The 14,851-nt window shown below is 66.8% G+C and carries 16 protein-coding genes and 1 pseudogene; 10 read left to right on the top strand and 7 right to left on the bottom strand.

Going from position 1 to position 14,851, the window contains the following annotated elements:
- The first annotated feature begins 84 nt into the window (after window positions 1–84).
- Both C5O79_RS17615 and C5O79_RS17610 read left to right on the top strand, forming a co-directional pair.
- The gene (locus tag C5O79_RS17615) at window positions 85–1,317 is read left to right on the top strand and encodes an MFS transporter (protein WP_122477033.1); all 1,233 of its coding nucleotides are present in this window, start codon (window positions 85–87) and stop codon (window positions 1,315–1,317) included.
- A 431-nt stretch (window positions 1,318–1,748) separates the two neighbouring features.
- Entirely contained in the window at window positions 1,749–2,441 is a 693-nt protein-coding gene (locus tag C5O79_RS17610; protein ID WP_046548678.1) for a phosphatase PAP2 family protein, read from the top strand.
- A gap of 100 nt (window positions 2,442–2,541) precedes the next feature.
- Here C5O79_RS17610 and C5O79_RS17605 read toward each other — a convergent pair whose 3' ends face one another.
- The 3 genes from C5O79_RS17605 to C5O79_RS17595 all read right to left on the bottom strand — a co-directional run bounded on the left by C5O79_RS17605 (window position 2,542) and on the right by C5O79_RS17595 (window position 5,190).
- Window positions 2,542–3,201 (bottom strand): glutathione S-transferase family protein, encoded by a 660-nt coding sequence (locus tag C5O79_RS17605; RefSeq protein ID WP_122477550.1) that lies wholly within the window; start codon window positions 3,199–3,201, stop codon window positions 2,542–2,544.
- A gap of 125 nt (window positions 3,202–3,326) precedes the next feature.
- Window positions 3,327–4,397: an MBL fold metallo-hydrolase gene (locus tag C5O79_RS17600; RefSeq protein WP_047851307.1), complete on the bottom strand. Its 1,071-nt coding sequence runs from the start codon at window positions 4,395–4,397 to the stop codon at window positions 3,327–3,329.
- Between the two features lie 139 nt (window positions 4,398–4,536).
- On the bottom strand, window positions 4,537–5,190 hold the full coding sequence (locus tag C5O79_RS17595) for a peroxiredoxin (RefSeq protein ID WP_046549473.1): 654 nt from the start codon (window positions 5,188–5,190) through the stop codon (window positions 4,537–4,539).
- 529 nt (window positions 5,191–5,719) lie between these two features.
- Between C5O79_RS17595 and C5O79_RS17590 the strand changes: the two genes are divergently transcribed.
- The 5 genes and pseudogenes from C5O79_RS17590 to C5O79_RS17570 all read left to right on the top strand — a co-directional run bounded on the left by C5O79_RS17590 (window position 5,720) and on the right by C5O79_RS17570 (window position 8,636).
- Window positions 5,720–6,088, top strand: a complete 369-nt coding sequence (locus C5O79_RS17590; protein ID WP_122477036.1) for a Tox-REase-5 domain-containing protein — start codon at window positions 5,720–5,722, stop codon at window positions 6,086–6,088.
- Window positions 6,076–6,828, top strand: coding sequence for an immunity 52 family protein (locus C5O79_RS17585; RefSeq protein ID WP_335904794.1), 753 nt, complete (start codon window positions 6,076–6,078; stop codon window positions 6,826–6,828). Before C5O79_RS17590 ends, C5O79_RS17585 begins: the two co-directional genes overlap by 13 nt.
- A gap of 176 nt (window positions 6,829–7,004) precedes the next feature.
- A pseudogene (locus C5O79_RS38580) lies at window positions 7,005–7,171 on the top strand (tyrosine-type recombinase/integrase); the annotation flags it as partial.
- A gap of 147 nt (window positions 7,172–7,318) precedes the next feature.
- Window positions 7,319–8,224 carry an HTH-type transcriptional regulator ArgP gene (locus tag C5O79_RS17575; protein WP_046548680.1) on the top strand — a complete coding sequence of 302 codons (906 nt, stop codon included), beginning with the start codon at window positions 7,319–7,321 and terminating at the stop codon, window positions 8,222–8,224.
- A 199-nt stretch (window positions 8,225–8,423) separates the two neighbouring features.
- On the top strand, window positions 8,424–8,636 hold the full coding sequence (locus tag C5O79_RS17570) for a DUF1059 domain-containing protein (RefSeq protein ID WP_039349722.1): 213 nt from the start codon (window positions 8,424–8,426) through the stop codon (window positions 8,634–8,636).
- A gap of 114 nt (window positions 8,637–8,750) precedes the next feature.
- Here the strand turns inward: C5O79_RS17570 and ltaE are convergent, their stop codons facing one another.
- The 3 genes from ltaE to C5O79_RS17555 all read right to left on the bottom strand — a co-directional run bounded on the left by ltaE (window position 8,751) and on the right by C5O79_RS17555 (window position 10,829).
- Entirely contained in the window at window positions 8,751–9,764 is a 1,014-nt protein-coding gene (gene ltaE, locus C5O79_RS17565; protein ID WP_046548681.1) for a low-specificity L-threonine aldolase, read from the bottom strand.
- Between the two features lie 176 nt (window positions 9,765–9,940).
- Window positions 9,941–10,489 carry a YMGG-like glycine zipper-containing protein gene (locus tag C5O79_RS17560; protein WP_122477039.1) on the bottom strand — a complete coding sequence of 183 codons (549 nt, stop codon included), beginning with the start codon at window positions 10,487–10,489 and terminating at the stop codon, window positions 9,941–9,943.
- Between the two features lie 13 nt (window positions 10,490–10,502).
- A complete protein-coding gene (locus C5O79_RS17555; protein WP_046548683.1) occupies window positions 10,503–10,829 on the bottom strand; it encodes a hypothetical protein in 327 nt (108 codons plus the stop codon).
- Window positions 10,830–11,332: 503 nt separating this feature from the next.
- Between C5O79_RS17555 and C5O79_RS17550 the strand changes: the two genes are divergently transcribed.
- From C5O79_RS17550 to C5O79_RS17540, 3 genes are read left to right on the top strand one after another with little or no spacing between them, the layout of a single operon-like run.
- Window positions 11,333–12,745: a cytochrome ubiquinol oxidase subunit I gene (locus C5O79_RS17550; protein ID WP_122477041.1), complete on the top strand. Its 1,413-nt coding sequence runs from the start codon at window positions 11,333–11,335 to the stop codon at window positions 12,743–12,745.
- A 29-nt stretch (window positions 12,746–12,774) separates the two neighbouring features.
- Window positions 12,775–13,782, top strand: a complete 1,008-nt coding sequence (cydB, locus tag C5O79_RS17545; RefSeq protein ID WP_122477044.1) for a cytochrome d ubiquinol oxidase subunit II — start codon at window positions 12,775–12,777, stop codon at window positions 13,780–13,782.
- The gene (locus C5O79_RS17540) at window positions 13,754–13,933 is read left to right on the top strand and encodes a hypothetical protein (protein ID WP_047851318.1); all 180 of its coding nucleotides are present in this window, start codon (window positions 13,754–13,756) and stop codon (window positions 13,931–13,933) included. Before cydB ends, C5O79_RS17540 begins: the two co-directional genes overlap by 29 nt.
- 176 nt (window positions 13,934–14,109) lie before the next feature.
- Here C5O79_RS17540 and C5O79_RS17535 read toward each other — a convergent pair whose 3' ends face one another.
- Window positions 14,110–14,721: a hypothetical protein gene (locus C5O79_RS17535; RefSeq protein WP_236862346.1), complete on the bottom strand. Its 612-nt coding sequence runs from the start codon at window positions 14,719–14,721 to the stop codon at window positions 14,110–14,112.
- Between the last annotated feature and the right edge of the window lie 130 nt (window positions 14,722–14,851).

The raw sequence follows: 14,851 nt of genomic DNA, 5'->3' as shown, positions 1-14,851 counted from the left end.
AATCTGCGCGGGGCGGCACTACCGTGGCCGGCCGCATGCCGCCACACTCGCGTCCATTCCTTCATCGCAACCAGGATGCACGCCATGTCCACCCCGTCCCGACTCGATGCCGCGCCCCGCGCCGCCCATGCCCCGGCCCACCCGGCCGCCCGTTCGATGCCCGATCGCCGGCTCGTGCTGCTGCTCGCGGCCGCCGCCGGCCTCGGGGTCGCGCCGCTCTACTACGCGCAGCCGATGCTCGGCGCGCTCGGGCCCGATCTCGGCGCGTCGGCACGGGCGATCGGCTTCGTGCCGACGCTCACGCAGCTCGGCTACGCGCTCGGCATCCTGCTGCTTGCGCCGCTCGGCGACCGTTTCGACCGCCGCCGCGTGATCGTGACCAAGGCAGCGACGCTGGTCGTCGCGCTGCTGCTCGCCGCGATCGCGCCGTCGCTCGGGCTGCTGCTCGCGGCGAGCTTCGCGATCGGCCTCGCGGCGACGATGGCGCAGGACGTCGTGCCGGCCGCCGCGACGCTCGCGCACGACGCGCATCGCGGCCGCATCGTCGGCACGGTGATGACGGGGCTGCTGCTCGGCATCCTGCTGTCGCGGGTCGTGGCCGGGTTCGTCGCCGAGACGGCCGGCTGGCGCGCGATGTTCGCGCTCGCGGCTGCCAGCGTCGCGGCGATCGGCGTCGTGGCGGCGCGCGGGCTGCCGCACTTCGAGCCGACCACGCGCCTGCCGTATCGTGCGCTGATCGGGTCGCTCGGCGCGCTGTGGCGCCAGCATCCGGCGCTGCGCCGTGCCGCGCTCGCGCAAGGGTTGCTGGCGATCGGGTTCAGCGCGTTCTGGTCGACGCTCGCGGTGATGCTGCACGGCGCACCGTTCCACCTCGGCAGTGCAGCCGCGGGCGCATTCGGCCTCGCCGGTGCAGCGGGTGCGCTGGCCGCGCCGATTGCCGGGCGCCTGGCCGACCATCACGGCCCCGAGCGCGTCACGCGCATCGGCATCGGCATCGCGACGGTGTCGTTCGCGTCGATGGCCGCCGCACCGCTGATGTCGACGCATGCCCAGCTCGTGCTGCTCGCGGTCGCGACGATCGGCTTCGATCTCGGCGTGCAGGCCACGCTGATCGCGCACCAGGCGATCGTCTACCGGATCGACCCCGCGTCGCGCAGCCGCCTCAACGCGGTGCTGTTCGTCGGCATGTTCATCGGAATGGCGGCCGGCGCCGCGATCGGCAGTTTGTTGCTCGCGCAACTGGGCTGGAATGCGGTGACCGGGCTGGCCGTCGTGACGTCGCTCGCCGCGCTCGCCGTGCGGATCTGGCGCCACTGAGTTTCCGCGTCCGCACCCACCTGGCGGGCAGGCCCACAAGGGCTTGTCCGCCTTTTCTTTTATTTTCGATCGGCGCACGCATGACGCCGGGCAGCCTGGCAGATTCGTGCGCATTCGGCACGAAAAGCCCCCATCCCGCGCACGGTCCGCACCCGGTCGAACGAATGTCCAGTTCAACCGATTATTTTTCCGGCGGCCGTGCGCCTCGATGCGGAAACGTCGGACGATTCGATGCGCCCCGCCACGCGGCGCTCCCCCATCCGGCCCCGTTGCACAGCCCCGTTTTATCAGGGGATTCCCGGTATTTTTTCGCATTTTCTTCGAAATAACGGGTGACATACTTGCCCCCCGTTGCGCTCCGGTACGAGCGCGCTTTCCGATCCTGCCGGCCGCATGTCATGCGCTGAGCGTCCGCCCGGGTCGCACAGAACATGAACGATTTCGACACCACGATCCAGACCTTCCTCACCCACATCACGTTCGGCCCGCTGATGAATCACGCGATCCGCGTGATCGCCGGGCTGTACACGTTCAAGGGCTTCGTGCTCATTCCCGTGCTGTGCTGGCTGTGGTTCCAGCCGGGCCCGAACCGCGAGCGGCAGCGCGAGCAGGTCGTCGCGACGATCGCGAGCGGGCTCATCGCGCTCGCGATCGGCCGGCTGCTCGCGCAGGTGCTGCCGTTCCGCGTGCGGCCGATCTACAACCCCGACCTGCACCTGCACTTTCCGTCGGCAGGGCTGCGCGCGGCCACGCTGCAGGCATGGAGTTCGTTTCCGAGCGATCACGCGATGCTGTGGATGGCGATCGCCACCGGCATCTTCATCATCGCGCGCCGCGTCGGCGTGTTCGCGCTGCTGTATGCCGTGGTGTTCATCTGCCTGCCGCGCGCGTATCTCGGCTTTCACTATCCGACCGACCTGATCGCGGGCGCCGCGATCGGCATCGCGCTCGCGTGGCTGCTGACGCGCGATGCAATCCGCTCGCGCTTCGCGCCGCAAGTGCTCGCGATGATCAAGCGCTTTCCCGCGCCGGCCTATACGCTCGCGTTCCTGCTGTGCTTCGAGCTGATCACGCAGTTCGACGAACTGCTGACGCTCGCGCAGTCGGCCACCCACACGATGTGACGGGGAGACGCCGCGATGCTGCCGCTGCTTACGTTCCGCCGCCCCGGCACGCGCTGCCGGCCATGCGCAGTGGCGGCGCGCCGCGCGTCGCCCGCGCCGATCAGTCGCGATCAGGCGCACCCAGCGGAAAGAACGGGCGAAACGGCCGCGCCTCGTCGACCGCGCGCGCGAACGACGGCCGCGCCAGCAGACGCTGGCGGTACGCCAGCACGTTCGCGAACGACGGATCGATCCGGTGCGTCCAGTCCGCGTAGAACAGGAACGGCGCCGCGCCGCAGTCGGCGAGGCTGAAGCGGTCGCCGGCCGCCCATTCGCGATCGGCCATCCTCTTGTCCAGCCACGCGTACGACGTCTCCAGCATCGCGCGCGCATCGGCCACCCCGCGCGCATCGCGCTCGGCCTCCGGCCGCAGCGCGTCGAACACGACCTTCTGCTGCGGCGTCGACACGTAGTTGTCGAAGAAACGATCCATCGTGCGCACCTCGAGCGCCGCGTGCGGATCGTCGGGCAGCAGGCGCACGGGGCCCGGATGGTTCAGGCCGAGATACTCGATGATGATCGACGCCTCGATCACCGTGCGGCCGGCATCGACGAGCACCGGAAAACGCTTCAGCGGCCACAGCGCGGCCAGCTCCTGCATCGGCTTCGGATCGTCGTGCGCGAGCACGCGATACGAGAACGGCGTGCCGTTCTCGTACAGCGCGGTCAACACCTTCTGGCAGTAGGACGAAAAGGGATGGGCGTAGAGCGTCGGCATCATCGTGGGGTCTCTCAGGGGTTTCGGCGCCGCGTGATGCGGCGCCACGTGATCGGATACCTTGACGACGAACGGCACGCGGCCATTTCGACAACGAGTCGGAATTTTTTTTCGTGCGACCTGGGGCGTTACGACCGGCCGTCCATCACGACGCGCCCTTCGGCACGCCAGCGCAGCATCCCGCCGCCGAGATTCGCCACCGCGTCGAAGCCGGCCTTCAGCAGAATGACGGTCGCCTGCGCGGATCGCCCGCCGGCCCGGCACACGGTCACGACCGGCCGGTCGCGCGCTATCTCGCCGGCGCGCGCGGCCAGTTCGCCGAGCGGAATCGGCGTCGCGCCGGGCAGATGGCCGAGCGGGCCGGTGAATTCGTCCGGCTCGCGCACGTCGACGACCTGCACCGCCGGCAGATGATCCTCGAGCCATTGCGGATCGATTTCCCAGAACCCGGCGAACGTATAGACGAGCGGCGCCCAGTCGGGTGCGGCCTGCACGTCGGGCGCGTTCGCCGCGACGCCGCATTGCAGGTTCGCCGGCACCGCCACGTCGATCTGCCGCGGATGCGCGAGCCCGAGGTTGCGCATGTAACCCGCGAAATCGTCTTCGCTCAGGTCGCCGCCGAGACGCGGGTTGAAGCGCCGCTCCTCACCGACGCTCGTCACCGTGAGCCCGCGATAATCGTGCGCCGGATACAGCAGGCACGCGGCCGGCAGCGTGAACAGCCGGCCGTGCACCGCGCGATACAGCGCGCGCGGGTCGCCCTGCTGGAAGTCGGTGCGGCCCGTGCCGCGGATCAGCAGGCAATCGCCGGTGAACGCCATCGATTCGTCGTCGAGCACGAGGCTGATGCAGCCGTTCGTGTGGCCGGGCGTCGCGCGCACGGTCAGGTAGCGCGCACCGAACGCGCAGCGGTCGCCGTCGTTCAGGTAGCGATCGGCGCCTTGCGCGCCGCTCGCGGCCGAGATCGCGATCGTGCTGCCCGTGCGCTGCTTCAGCAGCCACGCGCCCGTCACATGATCGGCATGCACGTGCGTGTCGACGGTCGCGACGAGCCGCAGCCCGAGCTCGTCGAGCAGCGCCGCGTCGCGGCGCACCTGCTCGAACACCGGATCGATCAGCACCGCTTCGCGCGATGCGCTGTCGGCAAGCAGGTACGTGTACGTCGACGATTGCGGGTCGAAGAGTTGCCGGAAGATCATCGCGAAGTCGCTCCGTCGCTGGTTGAGGCTTGTTTGATGCGTGCTGGATGCTGCCGTCCGGCCCGCGTCGCGACGGTCGCCGTCGCGCGGGCCACCCCGTCGTGATCCTGCATGGCCGGCATCCGGCCGGCACGGTGTGTCAACGCGGCTGCGTCACGTAGCGCAAGTACGGCTTCAGCGTCCGGAAGCCGTCCGGATACTTCTGCTTCGCCGCATCGTCCGACACCGACGTCGGAATGATGACATCGTCGCCGGGCTTCCAGTTCACGGGTGTCGCCACCGTATGCTTCGCGTTGAGCTGCAGCGCGTCGAGCAGGCGCAGCACCTCGTCGAAGTTGCGCCCCGCGCTCATCGGATAGACGAGCATCGCCTTGACCTTCTTGTCCGGCCCGACGATGAAGACCGAGCGCACGGTCGCGTTGTCGACCGCCGTGCGCGGGCCGCCGCTCGCATTCGGGTGAATCATGTCGTACAGCTTTGCGACCTTCAGCTCGTCGTCGCCGATCAGCGGATAGTTGACCGCGTGCCCCTGCGTTTCGGCGATATCCGCCACCCACTTCCGGTGATCGCTGACCGGATCGATCGACAGCCCGATGATCTTCGTGTTGCGCTTGTCGAATTCCGGCTTGAGCCCGGCCATGTAGCCGAGTTCGGTCGTGCACACCGGCGTGAAATCCTTCGGATGGGAAAACAGGATCGCCCAGTGGTCGCCGATCCATTCATGAAAGCGGATCGTTCCCTCGGTGGTCTCCGCGGTGAAATCGGGCGCGTCCTCGCCTAGTCGAATCGACATGTTCGTCTCCATCAAGTGGGAATCATCACGACGCCCGCGCCGCGGCTTGCGCGCGACGCGCGATCGTCCGCACGCGAAGGGCCGGCATGGCACATGCCGGGGGGCCGCGCGTTCATATAGCCTAGTTCAAAATGCGCGCGCCACCGGTATCGAGCACGCGGCTCGCGTGCGTATCGCGGCCGATTCCGATGGCGAATGCGGTGCAGCGGAACGGTGCGCCGCACCCGGCCGCCGGTACGCACTGACTTACACTACCGGCTGTTCTCGTCTTACGTTCACAGGAATTCCACCGACATGTCGATGACGATCGATCACAGACAAATGCGCGTTAGCCTTTGATCTTTGACCATTAGGCTCGCGTCGGTCAGATTGCGGGCTATCTAGATTTTGCTGATTTTTATTGAATTCCCGATCTATCGATTCTTATCGCTGGCACAGTTCGGTCACACCTCCCCCCGATACCCCTGCTGTCCGTGCTATCCCGCGTACAGGAGAGAGCTGCAAGAAGTGCCCGCCTGAGGCAGGTGGCATGCAGCGCCGCAACTGGAGCATGAGTCACAACTCCCGAGAGTATCAAGGGCGAATTACGGGGTTCCCCTATAGCCTTGAAGAAGCCTGGAGCATGGAGTGGGTCTGGCAGCGCGACTTCGACGGCTTTCGACCGGAAAGCTGTTTGCTGATCGAAGCGAAGGCAAAGTACGACCAGTTCTTGAACAGGGACGATGTACCGTACACCAAGACCTTTGATGAAATGGAGGAGCAGGCCGCTGGTCAGGCCGCAGTTGTGGATGATCATCCTCCTGCGAGGTTGAAATGGTATTTTCAGACGGAGCGGACTTGGAACTACATGAGAAAGCCGCTTACCCGTCTTCAAGTCGAATCAGAATGGGTGCCCTGACAAACATGGAAATAGTCACGCAATTTCGTAACCCTGCCGACTTCGCCCAGCTTGGCGATTTTGCGGCTCATCTCGTCCGTCTATGGCCAGTGGTTGAGGCCATGTCACGCGAGGACGAACGTCTGGGGCAGTGGTGGTTGAAGGCAGATACCGAGGAAGAAGCCCGTCTGTATCCCATGTATGAAGCGCCCGGCATACCTTCGACAGCCGTTTTGGCAGTCTTGGCGCAACGGTACGAAAAAAAGATGGACCTTCCTAAAGTATTTGGCTTCTGGAATGGTCAGATGGACGCGGCCGACAGCGCGAGGCTGAAGTTGGCTATCGATGCGAAGAGGCGGCCCAGTGAGGTTGAAATTGGGCTACCGGCATTGAGTGCAGTTTCGGCGGACGAGCACGGCTATGAGGGCGTGGCTAAGATCGTGTCCGCGATGGTCTCGGTTTATGACCCGATGTATGTCTCTGTTTCGCCACGAGAGTATTTTCCCCGGCAGGTGTTTGATGACAAGCCGGGCGTTGGCTGGATGCTGTATCTCCCGAAGGTCCTCACGACTCAGCAAGTCCCTCAAGCACGCGAATTGATTCCAGTTCCCGAGGCCGGCCGTAGGCAGACTGGGACGATCATTGTGAGCGTCGCTGACGCCGTTTTTTCAGTGGACAACGCCGAACACGTCGACGTTGCCAACCGTATTGAGATCCGGCTCGTCGACCAGGACCTTCTGCCCGCGTTCGCTGACCTGTAACCACGGTGCCGGCGCGAAAGGGTGCTCGAACATCCCGCCGGCCGCCCTGTTTTTTTGACCGCTTGGCCTCGGTTACCGCGCTACTTCGGCAAATTGGTTTGCGCGTCCCCGATAAACACGTCGTGACTGAGCTCGCACTGCCTCCCGGCGATGCCGCGCTGGCCAGCGATCCTCGCCAACTCTCCAACATCGAGAACTTTCGATTTCACGATGTCCGGCACACCTGGGCTAGCTGAAACGTTCAGAATGGCCCCCCCTTGAGCGACTGAAGGAACTGGGTGGATGGTCGAGTTACGACATGGTTCTCCGGTATGCACGTCTAGCGCCAGACCATCTGGCATAACATACCGAACCGGTCACAGTTTGGTCCGAAGGTGGGACCGATTTCCGTGTCACACTTGATCGCTACGCGTCATGATCGGCCGCAACGCCATAACTCGAAAGGCTTCATCGTTTTGAGTATCACAATCTGTCTTGGGCTATCTGATACATGTCGATGACGATCGATCCAAAGCAGGCCGCCGCGCTGCTGGCCGTCGCCGACACGGGCAGCTTCGAGCAGGCCGCCGTGCGCCTGCACGTGACCGCATCCGCCGTCACGCAGCGCGTCCGCGCGCTGGAAGCGAGCCTCGGCACGCCGCTCGTGCTGCGCACGCGGCCGTGCCGCCCCACGGTGGCCGGGCAGCGCGTGCTGCAGCACCTGCGGCGCGTCGCGCTGCTGCAGGCCGACCTGCAGAGCACGCTCGCGACCGAGCGCGAATCGCCGATCTCGGTCACGATCGCGCTCAATTCCGACAGCCTCGGTACGTGGTTCCTGCCGGCGCTGACATCCGTACTCGCCGGCGAGCGCATCCTGTTCGAGCTGATCGTCGAAGATCAGGACCACACGTTCGCGCTGCTCGAAAGCGGGATGGCAGTGGGCTGCGTGACGACCGAGCCGAAGCCGATGCGCGGCTGCCTCGCGACACCGCTCGGCACGATGCGCTACCGGCTGCTCGCGGCCGCCGCGTTCGCGGTGCGCTGGTTTCCGCGCGGGCTGAACCGCACGAGCGCGCGCAAGGCGCCCGTCGTCGCGTATTCGCGGCGCGATACGCTGCAGTCGTCGTTCCTGAAGGAGAAATTCGGATTGCCCGAAGGCGCGTACCCGTGCCACTACGTGCCGGGCACCCATTCGCACTTCGCGGCGGTGCGGCACGGGCTCGGCTACGCGATGGTGCCGGAGCCGCTGATCGGCAGCGCACCGCTCGACACGCAGGGGCTCGTCGATCTCGCGCCCGCCCATCCGACCGACGTCACGCTGTACTGGCACGCGTGGACCGTGCAGTCGCCGACGATGGCGTCTTTGTCCGAGCGGGTCGTCGAAGCGGCGCGGCGGCTGCTCGCGCCGCTGCCGTGACACGCGTGCAAGCGGCGCCGCCCACGCCGCATATGGCGTATGGCGTGCGATGTGCCGTATGCGATGCGCGGCGCAGCGCGGTACACCTGGCGACGAGAATCCCCGCCGCGCCGCCTATACTTTTTCCATCGGCCTGATGAGCGCCCCGCGCGGCCGATCACGCCTGTCCGGCCGTTCCCTTTCCTGCAAGGAGAACATCATGTCTCGCCGCTATATCGATTGCCGCGAGTTTCCCAGCGCGACGAATTGCTCGGTCGCGATTTCTGCCGACTCCGACAACGAACTGCTGGAGGCCGCCGTGCAACATGCGGTCCTGGTGCACCAGCACACCGACAGCGCCGAACTGCGCACGCAACTGAAAGCGCTGTTCCGCGACGGCACACCGCCCGCGGATGCACCCCGGCAAGCATGACCCGCCGGCTCGCCCGATATCGACAGACGGGTTGCCACGTCGCCCCCGTCGCCTCTCCGCCTCCTGCTTCGCGCCACATCGGGCCGGCGGCCCCGCCGGCCGGCGCATTCCACCTTACGCGCGGCGTTGCGCGAAATACGCACCGACCGCGTCGATGAACGTATCGATGTCCGCGCGCGACACGTCGCAGTGCGTGACGAAGCGCGACGCGTACAGCATCTGCGTGAGGATCCCGCGTTCCTTGAGCCACGCCTCGAGCGGCGCGCAATCGGCTTCGGGGAATTGCGCGAACACCATGTTCGTCGCGTGCGACAGCACCTTCACGGAGTCGATGCGCGCGAGGCCTTCGGCGAGATGCGCCGCATTCGCATGATCGTCCGCGAGCCGTTCGACATTGTGGTCGAGCGCATACAGGCATGCGGCCGCGAGAATGCCCGACTGCCGCATGCCGCCGCCGAGCACCTTGCGCCAGCGCTGCGCGCGCTCGATCAGCGCGCGATTGCCGACCAGCACCGAGCCGACCGGCGCGCCGAGCCCTTTCGAGAAGCAGATCGACACGCTGTCGAACGGCGCGCCCAGTTCGGCGATCGAACGGCCCGACGCGACGGCCGCGTTGCACACGCGCGCGCCGTCGAGGTGCAGGGACAACCCGCGGCTGCGCGCGAGCGCGGTCGCTTCCTGCACATAGCCTTCCGGCAAAACCTGCCCACCGATCGTGTTTTCGAGCGCGAGCAGGCGCGTGCGGGCAAAGTGATTGTCGAGCGGCTTGATCGCCGCGGCGATCTTCGCGAGCGGCAGCGTGCCGTCCGGCGCGTTCTCGATCGGCTGCGGCTGGATGCTGCCCAGCACGGCCGCGCCGCCGCCTTCGTACTTGTAGGTATGCGCGAGCTGGCCGACGATGTACTCGTCGCCGCGCTCGCAATGGGCCATCAGCGCGGCCAGGTTGCTCTGCGTGCCGCTCGGGAAGAACAGGCCGGCTTCCTTGCCGGCCCGCTCGGCCGTCACCGCCTGCAGGCGCAGCACGGTCGGGTCGTCACCCCATACGTCGTCGCCGGTTTCGGCGGCAGTCATCGCGGCCAGCATTGCCTGGCTCGGACGTGTCACGGTATCGCTGCGTAAATCGATCATCGCTGAGTCCTGGGTAAACGCGGACCGGAACCGATGCGCCCGGCCCTGCCGAAACGAGACTCAGAGTGTACGCAATTCATGCAGCGTGTGTGTATCGACGGTCGAGGCACGCACGGCGCGTCTGGCGCACCGGGCGCACGTGCGCGCCATGCCGTACGACGCCGCCCTAGCCGTCGTCAGTAGCGCGGCGGCGGCGGTTGAACGCCCGCCGGCGGCATCGGCGGCGCCGCGCGCGGTGCACCGCCGTATCCGCCCCCGCCATACCCACCGCCACCACCGCTCATCCCACCCGGCACCGGAACGCGATTGCCGGTCGCGTACATGCACTGCAGGTAGCCATAGTCGTAGCGGCGCTGGATGTCGTAGGCCGAGCCTTGCGCCGCACCGGCACCCACCACGCTGCCCGCGAGCAGCCCCGCGCCCGCGCCGACTGCCGCCCCCGTGCCGCCGTTGAACGCCGCGCCGGCCGCCGCACCCAGTGCGGTGCCGACGGCTGCGCTGCCCACTGCGCTTGCGGTCGACGCCTGCCCGGCGCTCACGCCGCCCGATTGCTCGAACGCGTATTGGCGGCAGTTCGCATCGTCGACGCGGAACTGGTCGAACGATTTGCCGGTGCCGGGCAACGCCATCACGCTCGGCCCGGTCGGCATGTACGCGCATGCGCCGAGCAGGCCGGCCAGCGCGAGCGCGGCCGGCACGCGCAGCGGTCGAAATATGGATTTCATCGTCGCGCCTCCATCACTGCGGCCGCGCCGGCACCGATCGCCAGCCCGACTTGCAGGTCTTCACATACGGGTAGTAATGCTTCGACGCGTCGCAGTAGTACCAGAGGTTCGCGTCGCCTTCGTCCTGCGGCTGGCCCTTCTCGACGTACTCGGGCGGCGGCCCCGGATCGACGGGCACGGCGACGACGGGCGGCGGGTAGTAGTAAGGCGCAGGGACGACGGGGTAGTAATACGGGTAGCCGGGGCCGATATAGACCCCGACCCGGGCGGCATGCGCCACGCCGCCCGTCGCGATCGCCACTGCGGCCACCGCGCCCAGCGCGAGCTTCAATCGATTCACGTCACGTTCTCCGGCTGGCGGTTCGTCGATGCGAACCCGACATACGGAACGCTACGCCGCGCACGATCCGTCATCCATTACGGACACACCCGCCAATATTGCGCGGCATTACCAATGTGACAGACCCCATCGACCGCGGCCCGCCGGCACGACCGCGCACGTTACGCGATAACGCATCGCAACGGTTCGGCCGTGCGCGGACGCGACGCCGCGCGTTGTCACGCGGGGGTTTGCGCCCGCATCGAACCGTTCCGATGACGCAACGCGCCATATTGCCGCACGTGCGTCAGACCGCCACGCCGCGGCCGCGCCTGCCGCACGCATCCTTCTTGATACGAATCAACGATTTACCGCGAAAACGCGCGCGACGGGCTGGACATCTGCGACGAGTTGGCGCATTTCGCGGTGCAACATCGCGGCACATACTCCAGCCAACCCCGACGCCCATCCGCCGGGGTCCGTCGGCACCCGCCGGCGGGTATCGTCAGCCTCGGTCAACTGGTATGGACACCGCTCTTTCGGCCCTCGATCTGGCCCGCCTGCAATTCGCGTTCACCGTCTCCTTTCACATCGTCTTTCCGGCGCTGAGCATCGGCCTCGCCAGCTTCATCGCCGTGCTCGAGTATCGCTGGCTGAAAACCGGCAAGCAGTACTACAAAACCCTCTGCCTGTTCTGGTCGAAGATCTTCGCGGTCGCGTTCGGGATGGGCGTCGTCTCCGGCGTCGTGATGAGCTATCAGTTCGGCACGAACTGGTCGGGCTTCTCGAGCTTCGCGGGCGCCGTCACCGGGCCGCTGCTGATGTACGAGGTCATGACCGCGTTCTTCCTCGAAGCCGGCTTCCTCGGCATCATGCTGTTCGGCTGGAACCGCGTGAGCCCGCGCGCGCACTTCGGCGCGACGCTGATGGTCGCGATCGGCACGCTGATCTCGACGTTCTGGATCCTCGCGTCGAACAGCTGGATGCAGACGCCGCAGGGCTTCGAGATCGTCGACGGCCGCGTCGTGCCGACCGACTGGTTCGCGATCATCTTCAATCCGTCGTTCCCGTACCGCCTGTTCCACATGGCGATCGCCGCGTTCATCGTCGCCGCGCTGGTGGTGGCCGCGACGGGCGCCTGGCACCTGCTGAAGGGCCGCCGCGACAAGGGCGTGAAGAAGATGTTCTCGATGGCGCTGTGGCTGCTGCTCGTGCTCGCACCGCTGCAGGCCGTGATCGGCGACCAGCACGGCATCAACACGCTGAAGCACCAGCCCGCGAAGATCGCGGCGATCGAAGGGCTGTGGGAAACCGAGAAGGGCGGCACGCCGCTGAACCTGTTCGGCATTCCGGACATGAAGGCGGAAACGACCCGCTACGCGGTGAAGGTGCCGCACCTCGGCAGCCTGATCCTCACGCACAGCTGGGACGGCAAGATCCGCGGGCTGAAGGAATTCCCGCCGGAAGACCGCCCGAACTCGACGGTCGTGTTCTGGAGCTTCCGGATCATGGTCGGCCTCGGCTTCGCGATGATCGGCCTCGCCGCGCTCGCGTGGTTCCTGCGCCGCCGCGGCCGCCTGTATGAATCGAAGTGGTTCCAGCGCTTCGCGCTCGTGATGGGCCCGACCGGCTTCGTGTCGCTGCTCGCGGGCTGGGTCACGACCGAAGCCGGCCGCCAGCCGTGGGTCGTGTATGGCGTGATGCGTACCGCGCATGCGGTATCGCCGCTGTCGGTGCAGCAGGTCAGCCTGTCGATGATGACGTTCGTGATCGTGTACTTCCTCGTGTTCGGCACCGGCGTGTACTACATGCTGAAGCTGATGAAGGCCGGCCCCGCGCTCCCCGACGTGAAGCACGACGACACCCCGGACACGCGCCCCGACCACACCGCGCGCCGCCCGATGTCGGCCGTCGACGAGCCGCTCGAGACCGTCTGAGCCCACCCTTTCCGCATACGAGAAAACCTATGGACGTCACCGTAATCTGGGCCGCGATCATCGCATTGGGGCTCTTCATGTACGTCGTGCTCGACGGCTTCGACCTCGGCATCGGCATCGTCTTCCCGTTCTTCCCGGACGAGAAGGAACGCGACCTGATGATGAACACGGTCGCGCCCGTGTGGGACGGCAACGAGACGTGGCTCGTGCTCGGCGGCGCGGGGCTGTTCGCGGTGTTCCCGGTCGTCTATTCGACCGTGCTGTCCGCGCTGTACCTGCCGCTGATCTTCATGCTGGTGTGCCTGATCTTCCGCGGCGTGTCGTTCGAGATCCGCGCGAAGGCGCGGCGCACGAAGCAGCTGTGGGATCTCGCGTTCATCGGCGGCTCGGCCGGCGCGACGTTCTTCCAGGGGATCGCGCTCGGCGCGTTCCTGCAGGGCATCAACGTGAAGGACGGCGTGTTCGCGGGCGACGCCTTCGACTGGCTCACGCCCTTCAGCCTGCTGACCGGCCTCGGCCTGATCGTGACCTATGCGCTGCTCGGCTGCTGCTGGCTCGTCGCGAAGACGGAAGGCGACCTGCAACGGCGCCTGCATCGTGTCGTATGGCCGCTGACGGTCGTGCTGCTCGGCTTCATCGCGGTCGTCAGCCTGTGGACGCCGCTGCAGGATCCGGCCGTCGCGCAGCGCTGGTTCGATTCGGGGCTGTTCTGGCGCCTGCTGCCGGTGCCGTTCCTGGTCGCCGGCTGCGCGGTGTGGATGCGCCGCGCGGTGCGCGCCCGACATGACATGACCCCGTTCGTGCTCGCGCTGGCGCTCGTGCTGCTCGGCTACGTCGGCCTGCTCGTCACGCTGTTCCCGTATGCGATTCCCCAGACGATGACGATCTGGGAAGCCGCGGCGCCGCGTTCCAGCCAGACCTTCACGCTGGTCGGCGCAGCGGTTATCCTCCCGATCATCATCGCCTACACGACGATGGGTTACTGGGTATTCCGAGGCAAGGTGCGCCATGAAGACCAGCATTACTACCACCACTGATTCCGCCGATGGCCAGCCCGATGCGCCGAAGCCGCGCATGCGCGGCTGGATGTGGTTCGTCGTCCTGTGGGCGGGCGGCGTGATCGGCGCCGTCACGCTCGGCTATGCGTTCAAGATCTTCATGAACCTGACGCTGTTTGCGGTGAAGTAGACGAAGCGGCTGCCGGATCGAGCGACGATCCGGCAGCCGTTTTCTCGTCGACGGCTGCAGCGTCGCCCCGATGCAGCGGGCGGCGCGCCGGCATCCGCGCCCATTCTCCGGGCGGCCGCGCGCACGCCGTTCCCCGCTCCTCCCTTGCGCCCCCGACGCCGGCACCTGCGTGCCGATCACCGCTCGCACGACGTCGTGCACATCGCCTTGTCCATCGCGCCGAAGAAGGTCTGGTAGTAATCGGGCTCGACGATGGTTTTCATCCGCGAGTCGCCGTTGCTGTCCCATACCGTGCGGTCGAATCGCGCACGCACGATCGCGTCGCGCGCCGCCGTCACGCGAACCGTGACGACGGCGGCTATCCGCTCGTGATCCGGCTTCGCGGGCAAGCCGCCGATGCGCGCCTTCAGCGCGCCGCGCAGCAGTTGCCGCCACTTCGGAATCAGCGTATCGCTGCGCCCGCCCTCGATCAGCCCCGAATCGCGATCGACCGTTACGGGCGCATAACCCTGCGCGCGCAGCACCCCGGCCACCGCGTCGAGTGCGCGCCCCTGCGTCGCACCGGCATAGCGGCGATCGGTCATCATACGCAGCGTCTGCTGCTCGCTTTCGGACAGGTCGACTTCGGTCTGGCTGGAGCTGTAGCGCACCAGCGATCCGCCGCTGCCGATCTGGCGTTCGTTTTCCGGCTTCGCTGCACACCCGGCCAGGACCGCGAACAGTCCGGCACAGGCGAGCGCCAGCGCGCCGCGGCCATGCATCGGCGGCACCGCTACCTCGCGACGCATCGCGCGCCGGGCGCGAAGTCGGCGGCGAATTCCGGTTGATCGGCAATCGGGTGGCGCTATGATCGTCATCGCGGTGTTCTCCTGTCGGCGCCATCATAGGGACGCGCCCCGACCGCCACAAACGACATTT

The organism is Burkholderia sp. SRS-25, from assembly GCF_004343765.1.
GTDB lineage: Bacteria > Pseudomonadota > Gammaproteobacteria > Burkholderiales > Burkholderiaceae > Burkholderia > Burkholderia contaminans.
Note: the sequence above shows the minus strand (reverse complement) of the source record. Positions and strands in the feature narration are given on the sequence as shown.